This window comes from Kitasatospora terrestris, assembly GCF_039542905.1.
Lineage (GTDB): Bacteria > Actinomycetota > Actinomycetes > Streptomycetales > Streptomycetaceae > Kitasatospora > Kitasatospora terrestris.
This window is the reverse complement of record NZ_BAABIS010000001.1, coordinates 4840630-4853131: the sequence shown is the minus strand read 5'-3', so window position 1 is coordinate 4853131 and position 12502 is coordinate 4840630. Positions and strand designations below refer to the sequence as shown.

The window sequence follows — 12502 nt, the reverse complement described above, 5'->3', positions numbered from 1 at the left end:
GCGCACTCCAGGTCAACCGGTCCGGACCACCGCTCCCGGGACCGGGCCGTGGGTGGCGTGGGCGGTGCGGCAGGTGCCGGAGGCGCGGAGGGCGGCGGCGACGGCGGCGGCGGCTTCGGCGTCCTTGGTGAGGAAGGCGCAGGTCGGGCCGGAGCCGGAGACCAGGGCGGCGAGGGCGCCGGCGTCGGTGCCGGCCCTGAGGGTGTCGGCGAGGGCGGGGCGCAGCGAGAGGGCGGCGGCCTGCAGGTCGTTGGCGAGGGCTCCGGCGAGGGCGACCGGGTCGCCGTCGGCGAGGGCGGCGAGCAGGGCGGGGTCGGCGTCCGGGGTGGGGACGTCGGTGTCGGTGAAGCCGGTGCCGGCCTCGGAGCGCAGCCGGTCGCACTCGCGGAACACGGCCGGCGTGGAGAGTCCGCCGTCGGCGACGGCGAACACCCAGTGGAAGGTGCCGGCGACCGGCAGCGGCTCCAGGATCTCGCCCCGGCCGCGGCCCAGCGCGACCCCGCCGAGCAGCGCGAAGGGCACGTCCGAGCCGAGTTCGGCGGCCAGCTCCAGCAGGACCGGGAGCGGCGTGGCGAGGCCCCACAGGGCGTCGCAGGCGACCAGCGCGGCGGCGCCGTCCGCGCTGCCGCCGGCCATGCCGCCGGCCACCGGGATCGCCTTGGCGATGTGCAGGTGGACGCCGGGGTCGGCGAGGCCGTGGTGGGCGGCGAGCAGCCGGGCGGCGCGGGCCGCGAGGTTGCTGTCGTCGAGCGGGACGACGTGCGCGTCGGGGCCCTCGCAGCTGAGCGTCACGCCCTCGCCGGGGGTGGCGGTCACCTCGTCGGCGAGTGCCACCGCGAAGAAGACGTTGGCCAGGTCGTGGAAGCCGTCGGCGCGCAGCCCGCCGACCCCGAGCTGGACGTTGACCTTGGCGGGGACGCGGACGGTGACGCTCACTCGGAGTCCTTCGGGGGCTTGTGCTCGGCGATCGCGGCGAACTGCTCCACGGTCAGCATCTCGCCGCGCAGCTTGTGGTCGATGCCGGCGGCGGCGAGCGCCTGCTCGGCGGCGGCGGGCGAGCCGGCCCAGCCGGCCAGTGCGGCGCGCAGCGTCTTGCGGCGCTGGGCGAACGCGGCGTCGACCACCGCGAACACCTCGCGCCGGGTGGCCTTGGTGACCGGCGGCTCGCGGCGGATCAGCGAGACCAGGCCGGAGTCGACGTTCGGCGCGGGCCAGAAGACGTTCCGGCCGATCGCGCCGGCCCGCTTCACGTCCGCGTACCAGTTGGCCTTCACCGAGGGGACGCCGTACACCTTGTTGCCGGGCTTGGCGGCGAGCCGGTCGGCGACCTCGCTCTGCACCATGACCAGGGTGCGCTCGATGCTGGGGAAGGTCTCCAGCATGTGCAGCAGCACCGGCACGGCCACGTTGTAGGGAAGGTTGGCGACCAGCGCGGTGGGCGGCGGCCCGGGCAGCTCGCGGACCTCCATGGCGTCGCTGAGCACCAGGTCGAAGGCGTCGGCCTTGGCGGGCATCCGGGCGGCGACGGTGGTCGGCAGGTGCCGCGCGAGCAGCGGGTCGATCTCGACGGCGGTGACGTGCCGGGCGACCTCCAGCAGCGCCAGGGTCAGCGAGCCGAGCCCGGGCCCGACCTCCACCACCGCGTCCTCGGCGGTCACGCCGCCGGCCCGGACGATCCGCCGCACGGTGTTGCCGTCGATGACGAAGTTCTGCCCGCGCTGCTTGGTCGGCTTCACGCCGAACGCGGCGGCGAGTTCGCGGATGTCCGCGGCGCCCAGCAGGTGGCTGTCAGTGGTGGGGTCGGTGCTGCTCACCCGCCCAGGATACGGGCCGCTCAGTAGCCGAAGGCGCGCGCCGTGTTGGCGGCGATCGCCGTGGCGAGCTCGTCCTCGGCGAGATCCAGGTGGGCGGCCATGGCCCGGACGGTGACCGGGATCAGGTACGGGGCGTTGGGCCGGCCGCGGAAGGGGTGCGGGGTGAGGAAGGGGGCGTCGGTCTCGACCAGGACGCGGTCGAGCGGGGTCGCCGACAGGGCCTCGCGCAGGACGTGGTTGGCCTTGTAGGTGACCGGGCCGGCAAAGGAGAGGTACCAGCCGTGCTCGGCGCAGGTCTTGGCCATCGCGGCGTCGCCGGAGTAGCAGTGGAAGACCGTCCGCTCGGGCGCGCCCTCTTCGAGGAGCAGGGCGATGACGTCCTCGTGGGCGTCGCGGTCGTGGATGACCAGGGCCTTGCCGTGCCGTTTGGCGATCTCGATGTGGCGGCGGAAGGACTCCTTCTGGATGTCCACGCCCTCGGGGCCGGTGCGGAAGTAGTCGAGGCCGGTCTCGCCGACGGCGAGCACCTGCGGGAGGGCGGCGAGCGCGTCGATCTCGGCGAGTGCCGCGTCGAGCGCGGCGGCGCCGCCGGGTGCCCGGTGCTGCCCGGACCAGCCGTCGGGGTCGCCGAGGAAGATCCGCGGCGCCTCGTTGGGGTGGAGCGCGACCGCGGCGTGCACCTGCTCGAACTCGGCGGCGAGGTCGGCCGCCCAGCGCGAGCCGGGGACGTCGCAGCCCACCTGGACGACGGTGGTGACCCCGACCGAGGCGGCCCTGGCGAGGCCTTCGGCGGGGGTGCCGGACTGCATGTCCAGGTGGGTGTGGCTGTCGGCCACCGCCACGACCAGGGGTTCCGGCAGCGGCGGCGGCGTCGAGCGGTCTGCGTCCTTGGGAGCCATCAGCTCGCGGGCTTCTCTTCCAGGCGGGGGAACAGGATGTCGCCCTTGGTGACGGTGGAGCCGGCGGGCAGCCGGCCCCAGTCGGCGACGGTGGCGATGGTCTGCGAGCCGAGCGGGCCGAGCGAGGCCTCGGCGCCGAGCGACTCCCAGAGCTTCTCGGAGGTGCTGGGCATCACCGGGTTGAGCAGCACGGCGGTGGCCCGCAGCGCCTCGGCGGCGGTGTACAGGACGGTGGCGAGCCGCGCCCGGCCCTCGTCGGAGGTGTCCTTGGCGACCTTCCACGGCTCCTGCTCGGTGAGGTAGCCGTTGACCAGCTTGACGAACTCGAAGATCGCCGCGATGCCGCCGGCGAAGTCCAGCTCCTCGCCGATCTTGCGGTCGGCCTCGGACACCGCCTTGGCCAGGCCGTCGACGACGGCCTGCTCGGCCGGGCCGGAGGCGGTGGCGGCGGGCAGCGCGCCGTCGAAGTACTTGCCGACCATGGCGGCGACCCGGGAGGCCAGGTTGCCGTAGTCGTTGGCCAGCTCGGAGGTGTACCGGGCGGTGAAGTCCTCCCAGGAGAACGAGCCGTCGGTGCCGAACGGGATGGCCCGCAGGAAGTAGTAGCGGTACGCGTCCACGCCGAAGTGCGAGGTGAGGTCCTGCGGGGCGATGCCGGTCAGGTTGGACTTGGACATCTTCTCGCCGCCGACCATCAGCCAGCCGTTGGCGACGACCCGCTTGGGCAGCGGCAGCCCGGCGGCCATCAGCATCGCGGGCCAGATCACCGCGTGGAAGCGCAGGATGTCCTTGCCGACCAGGTGCACGGAGGCGGGCCACAGCTCGGCGAAGCGCTCCGGGTCGGAGCCGTAGCCGGCGGCGGTGATGTAGTTCTGCAGCGCGTCCACCCACACGTAGAGCACGTGCTTCTCGTCCCAGGGCAGCGGGACGCCCCAGTTGAAGGTGGAGCGGGAGATCGACAGGTCCTTGAGGTCCTGCTCGACGAAGCGCAGCACCTCGTTACGGGCCGAGGCGGGCTGGATGAAGTCCGGGTTCGCGGCGTAGAACTCCAGCAGCTTCGGGCCGTACGCGGAGAGGCGGAAGAAGTAGTTCTCCTCCTCCAGCCACTCGACCGGGCGCTTGTGCACCGGGCAGAGCTTCTCGTCCTCGGTGGCGCCGGGGAGCAGCTCACCGGGGAGCTTGTACTCCTCGCAACCGACGCAGTACGGGCCCTCGTAGCCGCCCTTGTAGATCTCGCCCTTGTCGAACAGGTCCTGGACGAACTCCTGGACCCGGTCGGTGTGGCGCTTCTGGGTGGTGCGGATGAAGTCGTCGTTGGCGATCTCGAGGTGCTGCCAGAGCGGCTTCCACTCCTCCTCGACCAGCTTGTCGCACCACTGCTGCGGGGTGACGCCGTTGGCGTCGGCCGTGCGCATGATCTTCTGCCCGTGCTCGTCGGTACCGGTGAGGTACCAGACGTTCTCGCCGCGCTGGCGGTGCCAGCGGGTGAGCACGTCGCCGGCGACGGTCGTGTACGCGTGGCCCAGGTGCGGGCGGTCGTTCACGTAGTAGATCGGGGTGGTGACGTAGTACGCCGAGCGCTGCGCCTCGGTGCTGGTGTGGTCTTCAGTGGCCGCCATACGACCGAATCTTAGTCGCGCGAAGGAACCACCCTCGACCGTGTTTCACGGCGGGGGCGGTTCCCGCGCTCCGGCGGCGGCCCGGTCCGGGCGGCCGCGCGGTCGGATCGGCCCGGGGTCAGTCGGCCCGGCGGGAGAAGAAGCCGAACCAGCGCCGGCGGGTCGGTGCCGGCACCACGCCGGGCCCGGTCCGGTCGGCCGGCTCGGCGTGCGCCGGGTACCCGGGGGCGTGGTGCCAGAGCTCCTCCGCCGACGCCACCCGGCCCGCCCGCATGATCCGCACCTTGTGCCCGCCGCACCCGGGGCAGCTCGGTTCCTTCAGCGGGGACGGCACGCGGACACCGTTCGCCTTGTACTCGAAGAGGATGTGGCCGTCGCCGGCCACGTGGTGCTCGATGTCGTAGGCCTGCTCCCAGCCGTAGCCGCAGCTCAGGCAGGCGAACGAGTAGGCCTCCCGGACCGTCTCGACCGCGGAGCGCGGCCGCGAGGTCACCCCGAGGCCGCTCGGTGCGTTGCCACTCGGAGAGCTACCGATCGTGTCACTCATAGCCGGCTCCCAGCGCCCGCCGGACGTCCGTCCGGCACGGGTCTTTCCATCCCAGGGAATGCCCGGGGACACCACCCCCGCCACCCGGCTTGCCAAGTCTTGGGCCCGAATTGGCGAGGCCTGGGGGAATCCGAGGCCGAAGCTTCGCCGACCCCGGGTTTACGGAGTGCTTCTCTCCAACGTACGCGCGCCGGGGCCGGGCGGCACGCCCGGTCACCCCGCGTGCTTGGCCGCCACCACGGCGTCGAACACCTCGCGCTTGGGCAGGCCGAGTTCGGTCGCGACGGCGGCGATCGCCTCCTTGCGGCGCTCCCCCGCCTCCTCGCGGACGGCGACCAGCCGGGCCAGTTCGGCCGGGGTGAAGTCCTGCGGTGCGGCCGGCGGGGCGCCCGCCACCACCACGGTGATCTCGCCCTTCACGCCGTCCGCCGCCCAGGCGGCCAGCTCGGCGAGCGGGCCGCGCCGGACCTCCTCGTAGGTCTTGGTCAGCTCGCGGCAGACCGCGGCCGGGCGGTCCGCGCCGAACGCCTCGGCCATCGCGGCCAGCGTCTCGGCGATCCGGTGCGGCGCCTCGAAGAAGACCATGGTGCGGGGCTCGGCGGCGATCTCGGCCAGCTGCCGGGAGCGGTCGCCCGCCTTCCGGGGCAGGAAGCCCTCGAAGGTGAAGCGGTCCACCGGCAGCGCGGACAGCGCCAGCGCGGTGAGCACCGCGGACGGGCCGGGGACGGCGGTGACCTTGAGGCCCTTGGCCACGGCGGCGTCGACCAGGCGGTAGCCGGGGTCGGAGACCGAGGGCATGCCGGCGTCGGTGACCAGCAGCACCCGCGCGCCGCCCTCCAGGGCCTCGACCAGCTCGGGCGTCCGGGCCACCTCGTTGCCCTCGAAGTAGGACACCACCCGCCCGGCCGGGGTCACCCCCAGGGCCTGGGTCAGCCGGCGCAGCCGGCGGGTGTCCTCCGCGGCGATCACGTCCGCGGCGGCCAGCTCCGTGAGCAGCCGCGGCGGCGCGTCCGCGACGTCGCCGATGGGGGTCCCTGCGAGTACGAGCACACCAGTCACCCCCACATCCTCCCCCACGATCGGGGACGGCCGCTCCGGGCGCCGGTCGCGAGCAGATCCCCGCTCCCCTGTCGGCGCCGCCGGTTGCGCCCCTACGATGTGGCGCGTGAGCGGCGACCTGGAACGCATGGACAGTGGTATGGACCACCCCGAGCAGGGCGGTGTGTCCGTGCTGGACCCGGCCGAGGGCCGGGCGAAGGCGGTGGTGCCGGCGCAGCGGCTGGTGCCGCCGATGCCGGACGGTCCCGGGGTGACGCCCGAGGACGTCCCGGCCTCGCCCGCGCTGGCCCGGCTGGGCATCGTGCTGCCCGCCCCGCTGTGGGCCTGGCTGTGCCGCTGGTCCGGCTGGCTGGGCCCGATCGCGGTGGCGGTCTTCGCCGGCGTGCTGCGCTTCTCCGGACTGGGCACGCCGAACGCGCTGATCTTCGACGAGACGTACTACGCCAAGGACGCGTACTCGCTCTGGCACGGCGGCTACGAGACCTCCTGGCCGGACGACGCCAACGGCCAGATCACCGCGCCGAACCCGAACATCCCGTTCCGCACCGACCCGGCGTACATCGTGCATCCGCCGGTCGGCAAGTGGATCATCGGCCTGGGCGAGCAGCTGTACGGCATGAACCCGTTCGGCTGGCGGTTCATGACGGCGGTGCTCGGCACCCTGTCGGTGCTGATGATCGCCCGGATCGGGCGGCGGCTGTTCCGCTCCACCCTGCTGGGCTGCGTGGCGGGCCTGCTGCTCGCGGTGGACGGCCTGCACTTCGTGATGAGCCGGGCGGCGCTGCTGGACCTGGTGGTGATGTTCTGGTTCCTGGCCGCGTTCGGCTTCATGCTGCTGGACCGCGACCGGACCCGGGCGCTGCTGGCGAAGCGGCTGGCGGACGGGATGACCGGCGACTGGCTGTTCCTCGGCTGGCGCCCCCACCGCCTGGCGGCGGCGGCCTGCCTGGGCCTGATGACCGCCACCAAGTGGAGCGGCCTGTACGGGCTGCTGGCCTTCGCACTGCTCGCCGCGTGCTGGGACGCCTCGGCCCGGCGGCTGGCGGGCAGCCGCAACTGGCTGCTGTGGGGCCTGTGGGACGCGTTCCTGGCCGGCCTGGTGATGGGCGTGGTCACGCTCGGCGTGTACCTCTCCTCCTGGACCGGCTGGATCCTCAGCTCGACCGCGCCGGGCAAGGGCGGCTACTACCGGGACTGGGGTCTGACCCACCCGGGCTTCGGCCCGGACTGGCTGCGCTCGCTGTGGCACTACCACGTGACGATGGAGGAGTTCCACGTCAACCTGCACAGCCCGCACACCTACCAGTCCAACCCGTGGAGCTGGCTGCTGCAGGGCCGGCCGGTGTCGTTCTTCTACGAGTCGCCGAAGAACGGCCAGGCGGGCTGCCACGTCGCCGAGTGCGCCCGCGAGGTGCTGGGCATCGGCACGCCGCTGCTGTGGTGGGCGGGCGTCGTGGCGCTCGGGTACTGCCTCTACCGCTGGCTGATGCGCCGCGACTGGCGGGCCGGCGCGATCCTGTGCGGCCTGGCCGCCGGGTACCTGCCCTGGTTCTTCTTCCAGGACCGGACCATCTTCCTCTTCTACACCGTGGCGTTCGTGCCGTTCGTGGCGCTCGCGGTGGCGATGATGGTCGGCGCGATGATCGGGCCGGCCGGGGCGTCCCAGGACCGCCGTTCAGTGGGCGGAGTCGGAGCGGGTCTGCTGATTCTCGCCGTCATGTGGAACTTTCTGTACTTCTACCCCCTCTATACAGGGCAGACGATTCCGATGGAGGACTGGCGGGCCAGGATGTGGTTCACCAGCTGGATCTGATGCCCTTGGTCTACCGTGGGCTGGCCGGATCCGTCGGCATACAGACCCATGGGGGATGACAGCGTGAACAAGGGCGCGAAGATCGGTGTCGCCGCCGTCGCCACGGCCATGCTGGCCGTGGCCGGCTACGGCGCGTACAACATCGCCGGTGCGTTGACCGGCTCGGACGCGGCGAGCGCCGCCAAGCCGCGCACGGTGGTGGCCGAGCCGCCGACCGCCGAGCAGGCGGCGGCCGCCGCCAAGGAGTTCCTCGACGCCTGGGCCAAGGGCGACGTGATGGCGGCGGGCAGGCTGACCGACGCGCCGGACGCGGCGACCGCCGCGCTGACCGCCTTCCAGGACAAGGTGAAGCCGAGCGCGGTCCACCTGACCGCGGGCGGTCCGACCAGCTTCCCCTCGCCGTCGGCGTCCGCGGGTGCCAAGTCCTCCGCCCCGGCCGCGCCCTCGGCATCGGCCTCCGCCTCGACAGCCGCCGCGCCGACCGGGGTCCCGCTCTCCTTCAAGGCCAGCATGGAGTTCGCCGAGACCGGCACCCCGTGGGCCTACGACGGCATCCTCGGCCTGGTGAAGATGAGCGACGGCAAGGCCGCCGTGCACTGGGTCCCGTCGGTGATCCACCCGCACCTCGGCGCGGGCGAGACCATCGCGGTGAAGCCGGTCTACGGCACCCCCGGCACGGTCACCGACCGCAACGGCAAGCCGCTGGGCGGCTTCCCCTCGCTCACCGGCGTGCTGGACCGCTTCAAGACCCAGGCCCCGCAGGGCGGCTCCCCGGAGGACGCCGGTTCGGGCGTGCTGATCAGCCCCGACTCGGGCAGCGGGGCTCCGGAGAAGCTCTTCACCATCAAGGAGCCCAAGCCCGTCCCCGCGCTGAAGCTCACCCTGGACGCCACCCTCCAGCAGGCCGCCGAGGCCGCCGTGGCCGAGCAGTCCAAGGGCGGCACCCGGCCCGCCTCACTGGTCGCCATCGAGCCCAGCACCGGCTACATCCTGGCCTTCGCCAACGCCCCGGCCACCGGCCAGAACCGGGCGTTCTCCGGCGCCACCGCCCCCGGCTCCACCATGAAGGTCGTCACCACCGCCGCACTGCTGGAGGCCGGCGTCACCCCGTCCACCCCGGTGGCCTGCCCGGCCACCACCATGGTCACCGGCCGCCCGGTCGCCAACGACTTCCCCGACGCCCGGCCGAACAACACCTTCGCCGACGACTTCACCCAGTCCTGCAACACCGCCTTCATCGAGAAGGGCGCCGCCGTCCTCAAGCCGGACACCCTCCCGAAGATCGCCAAGGACGTCTTCGGCCTCGGCCTGGAGTGGAAGACCGGCCTGTCCAACTTCGACACCAAGATCCCCACCGAGTCGAACATGGCCGGCGCCGCCTCCGAGTTCATCGGCCAGGGCAAGGTGCAGACCAACCCGCTCGGCATGGCCTCGGTCGCCGCCACCGTCCAGAGCGGCGTCTTCAAGATGCCGGTCCTGGTCCCCGGCATGGAGCAGAAGCCCGCCGCCCGACAGCTCTCCGGCGACGTGCTGGGCAACCTCCGCACGCTGATGACCCAGACCGCGAAGAGCGGCACCGCCGCCGAGCCGATGGCCGGCATCCCCGGCGCCGCCGCCAAGACCGGCACCGCCGAGGTCGACGGCAAGGACACCAACAGCTGGTTCACCGCCTACCGCGGCAACCTCGCCGTCGCCGCCGAGGTCGAGGGCGGCCTGCACGGCGCCCAGTCCGCCGGCCCCGCCGTCGCCAAGCTGCTGCGGATCGGCAACGGCTGACCCGACGGCCGGGCGTCAGCCCCTGCCGTAGACGGCGGCGACGTTGTCGGCGGCCGGGTGCGCCCGGCCGCACGGGCCGGCGGCGAACGCCCGCAGCAGGTTCTCGGTGACCCTGCGGGTGAAGTCCCCGGTCCGGCCGTCCAGCCCGTGGTTGCCGTTGCCGCCCGGCCCGGTGGCGTCCAGCGACTCCACCCAGCGCATCGTCCCGGTCGCGAACAGGCCCGCCCCGCCGGGCGCCGAGTGGTAGGCGGTGTCCGCGAAGCTGTTGCGGCCGTCGCAGACCACCGGCGAGTGGGAGAGGACCTCGATCGGCCGCGGCGTCGGGAAGGCGGTGTTCACCCGGTCGTACTCGACGCCGACCAGGTGCGCGAAGGAGTCGCCCGCCTTCGCGCCGGTCCCCTCGTACAGCCAGTGGCCGGGTTCGGTCACCACGTACGGCGCGTCCACCGGGTAGCCGTCGTAGATCACGCCGAGCAGCGAGCTCTCCGGGTCGGCACCCGGCGGGGAGCGGAAGTCGGTGGTGGCGGGCTTGCCCTGCTTGTACCCGGGGTCCTCCTGCCAGGCGCCCTTGTAGCAGACCACGACCCGGTCCGGTCCGAGCTCGCTCGGCTCGTAGCGCACCCGGCGGTAGCAGCAGTTGGCGCCGAGGACGGCCAGGTTGGTGCCGGCGTCCCGGGCGGCGGCGACGTGCGCGCGCTGCTCCGGCGACCAGTACTCGTCGTGCCCGAGCGAGAGCACCGCCGTCGCCCCCGCCAGCAGCCCGGGGTCGGCGGCCACGTCCACGCCGGTGGTGTACGCCAGCGGGATGCCGAGCCGCTCGGCCAGCGCGATCAGCGGCGCCTCGTACACCAGGAACAGCCCGGCGCCGTCGGCGTAGGCGTACGGCCGGTCGAAGGTGACCCGGAGCGACCGGGTCGGCAGGCCGCCGGTCGGGCCGTTGTAGAGGTTGTGACCGCCCCACTCGTTGTAGGCCTGCCAGGTGGCGACGGCGTTCACCACCACCGTGCGGCCGGCGGTGGAGCGGGAGCGCACGGTGATCGGGACGTAGCGCTGGCCGGCGCCACCGTCGGCGTCCAGCCGCAGCAGGTAGCTGCCCTCGGGCCAGCCGGCGGTGTCCACGGCGGTGGTCCGGGGCCAGTCGGTGCGGACCATCCGGGTGCCGGGGTCGACCGTCGGCGCCTTCTGCCGGACGCCGGCCAGCGGCCCGGACCGCCAGACCAGGCGGGCCCGGGCCCCGCCGTACCAGCCCATCCGGTACGCGGAGACCCGGAAGCCGGGCGCGGTGGTCGACACGTGCAGCCCGAACGACTCGCCCGGCAGCACGCTCACCCGGTCGGCGAAGCCCTCGATCGCACCCGGAGGACCGGCGTCGGTCACCCGCCAGTCGGCGTTGCCGGGCCGGGAGCCCTCGTCCCGGGCGGCGCTCGGGGACGGGCTCGGGCTCGCCGTCCCGGACGGGTCGTCAGTGTTCGGCGGCGGATCCGTCCGGGCCGGGCCACACCCCGTCAGACCGGCTGCCGTGCCGACCGCCAACCCCAGAAACCGCCGCCGCCCGTTCACCGCTCGATCCTACGGTCCGGCGCTCGGGGGAGGCGCCGCGCCGGGCGAGCCGCGGCCAGATCACCAGAACGGTCGGCAGCGCGAGGTAGCCGAACCGGCCGGCCGGGGCGAGCGTGAAGGCGACGGTGAGCCCGGCGGCGAGCAGGTCGCAGGCGGCCACCGCGGAGGTCGGCGGGTAGGCGAGCAGCCAGAGCGCGACGGCCAGGCCGCCGACGCAGAGCAGGCTGAGCGAGATGGTGTGCCCGATCGGCCCGAGCCCGGCCAGCACCTTGCCGGGCAGCGGGCTGCCCGCCGGGGTGTGCACGGCCGTCATGCCGAGCGGGAAGCGCACCACCTGCTCGCGGAGCTGCCGCAGGTGGCCGGCCGCGATCGGGAGGATCACCGCGAGGCTCATCCCGGTCCCGATCAGCGCCGCCTCGGCCGCCCGCCGGCGGCCGTACAGCCGCCAGAGCATCAGCACCGCGACCGGCATCGCCGGCCACGCGGTCCACTTGAGCGTGCAGGCGAAGGCGAGGACCAGCCCGGCTCCGGTGGCGCGGCCGCGCGCGGCGAGCGCCATGGCGAGGCAGCAGACGCCGATCAGCGGCAGGTCGACCCCGCCGACCACCAGGGCCATCGCGATCAGCGGCGAGCTGGTGAGCACCGCGAGCGGCAGCACCGGGGTGCGGGCCAGGGCCGGCTGCAGCAGCCGCCAGCCGGCCAGCAGGCAGACCAGGAAGGTGAGGGCGAACCAGATCCGGGCGTCCCCGAGCACCCGGCTGACCGGCCCGGCGCTGCCGAGCACGGCCCGGGGCAGCCCGAAGACCGCCATCGCGGGCAGGTAGGGGTTGTAGTCGGTGACCTGGGCCGGGTCGGGCAGGTACGGGCTGCCGGTGCGCAGCAGCAGGTCGGCCGCGCGTTCGACGACCATCACCTCGGACTGGTGCTGCCCGTGCAGGGCCAGCCGGACGAGCGGCGCGGCGACCGCGCCGAGCGCGGCGGTGGCGGCGGCCAGCCGGGGCGCGATCCGGGGCGGCAGGGTGAGGCACAGGACGCCGGCCAGCAGGTAGGCGGGGGCGGCGACGGAGCCCCAGAAGACCTGGTTGCGCAGGTCGGAGACGAGCGGGAAGGCGGCGGCCCAGCCGGCCGCGACCAGGCAGCCGGCCGCCTGGACGACCGGGTTGGCGGCCCACCGGGCGGCGGCGGTGCGGGGCCCGCGCTGGCGCGGGACACCGCCGCCGGCCGCTCGTCCCGGGTGCCCCTGCACGGCGCATACCGCCTGCTCGGCGCGGTGCTGGGGTCGGGTGCTCGCCATGCCTGGAAGGTTAGGGGTGGGGAGCGTGTGCTGTCCCAGGACTCGGCGTGCTTGTTCTGTGGAGCTTCCTGACACCCCGTCTCACAAGGGCTTTCGTGGAACGGGGTGTTCCGGGGAGTCC

The 12502-nt window shown here is 73.8% G+C and carries 10 protein-coding genes; 2 read left to right on the top strand and 8 right to left on the bottom strand.

Translation table 11 applies throughout. The features are described 5' to 3' along the window. Nucleotides 1–12: 12 nt before the first annotated feature. The 6 genes from ABEB06_RS22455 to rsmI all read right to left on the bottom strand — a co-directional run bounded on the left by ABEB06_RS22455 (nt 13) and on the right by rsmI (nt 5938). Nucleotides 13–936 carry a 4-(cytidine 5'-diphospho)-2-C-methyl-D-erythritol kinase gene (locus ABEB06_RS22455; RefSeq protein ID WP_345698675.1) on the bottom strand — a complete coding sequence of 308 codons (924 nt, stop codon included), beginning with the start codon at nt 934–936 and terminating at the stop codon, nt 13–15. Next, the gene (rsmA, locus tag ABEB06_RS22450) at nt 933–1814 is read right to left on the bottom strand and encodes a 16S rRNA (adenine(1518)-N(6)/adenine(1519)-N(6))-dimethyltransferase RsmA (RefSeq protein ID WP_345698674.1); all 882 of its coding nucleotides are present in this window, start codon (nt 1812–1814) and stop codon (nt 933–935) included. Before rsmA ends, ABEB06_RS22455 begins: the two co-directional genes overlap by 4 nt. 20 nt (nt 1815–1834) lie before the next feature. Next, on the bottom strand, nt 1835–2713 hold the full coding sequence (locus ABEB06_RS22445) for a TatD family hydrolase (protein ID WP_345698673.1): 879 nt from the start codon (nt 2711–2713) through the stop codon (nt 1835–1837). Next, the gene (metG, locus tag ABEB06_RS22440) at nt 2713–4332 is read right to left on the bottom strand and encodes a methionine--tRNA ligase (RefSeq protein WP_345698672.1); all 1620 of its coding nucleotides are present in this window, start codon (nt 4330–4332) and stop codon (nt 2713–2715) included. Before metG ends, ABEB06_RS22445 begins: the two co-directional genes overlap by 1 nt. 118 nt (nt 4333–4450) lie before the next feature. Next, entirely contained in the window at nt 4451–4879 is a 429-nt protein-coding gene (locus ABEB06_RS22435) for a hypothetical protein (protein WP_345698671.1), read from the bottom strand. A gap of 213 nt (nt 4880–5092) precedes the next feature. Then, nucleotides 5093–5938 (bottom strand): 16S rRNA (cytidine(1402)-2'-O)-methyltransferase, encoded by an 846-nt coding sequence (gene rsmI / locus ABEB06_RS22430; RefSeq protein WP_345698670.1) that lies wholly within the window; start codon nt 5936–5938, stop codon nt 5093–5095. Nucleotides 5939–6170: 232 nt separating this feature from the next. Between rsmI and ABEB06_RS22425 the strand changes: the two genes are divergently transcribed. Continuing rightward, the gene (locus ABEB06_RS22425; protein ID WP_425559797.1) at nt 6171–7751 is read left to right on the top strand and encodes a dolichyl-phosphate-mannose--protein mannosyltransferase; all 1581 of its coding nucleotides are present in this window, start codon (nt 6171–6173) and stop codon (nt 7749–7751) included. A gap of 48 nt (nt 7752–7799) precedes the next feature. Next, nucleotides 7800–9527, top strand: coding sequence for a penicillin-binding transpeptidase domain-containing protein (locus ABEB06_RS22420; protein ID WP_345698669.1), 1728 nt, complete (start codon nt 7800–7802; stop codon nt 9525–9527). 15 nt (nt 9528–9542) lie between these two features. Here ABEB06_RS22420 and ABEB06_RS22415 read toward each other — a convergent pair whose 3' ends face one another. Beyond that, the gene (locus tag ABEB06_RS22415; RefSeq protein WP_345698668.1) at nt 9543–10904 is read right to left on the bottom strand and encodes a N,N-dimethylformamidase beta subunit family domain-containing protein; all 1362 of its coding nucleotides are present in this window, start codon (nt 10902–10904) and stop codon (nt 9543–9545) included. A gap of 85 nt (nt 10905–10989) precedes the next feature. Next, a complete protein-coding gene (locus ABEB06_RS22410; RefSeq protein ID WP_345698667.1) occupies nt 10990–12381 on the bottom strand; it encodes a hypothetical protein in 1392 nt (463 codons plus the stop codon). Nucleotides 12382–12502 lie beyond the last annotated feature (121 nt).

Coding starts and splice junctions, on each gene's coding strand:
- ABEB06_RS22445 (WP_345698673.1), bottom strand. CDS start 2,713: ATGGCTCCCAAGGACGCAGACCGCTCGACGCCGCCGCCGCTGCCGGAA.
- metG (WP_345698672.1), bottom strand. CDS start 4,332: ATGGCGGCCACTGAAGACCACACCAGCACCGAGGCGCAGCGCTCGGCG.
- ABEB06_RS22435 (WP_345698671.1), bottom strand. CDS start 4,879: ATGAGTGACACGATCGGTAGCTCTCCGAGTGGCAACGCACCGAGCGGC.
- ABEB06_RS22425 (WP_425559797.1), top strand. CDS start 6,171: ATGCCGGACGGTCCCGGGGTGACGCCCGAGGACGTCCCGGCCTCGCCC.
- ABEB06_RS22420 (WP_345698669.1), top strand. CDS start 7,800: ATGGGGGATGACAGCGTGAACAAGGGCGCGAAGATCGGTGTCGCCGCC.
- ABEB06_RS22410 (WP_345698667.1), bottom strand. CDS start 12,381: ATGGCGAGCACCCGACCCCAGCACCGCGCCGAGCAGGCGGTATGCGCC.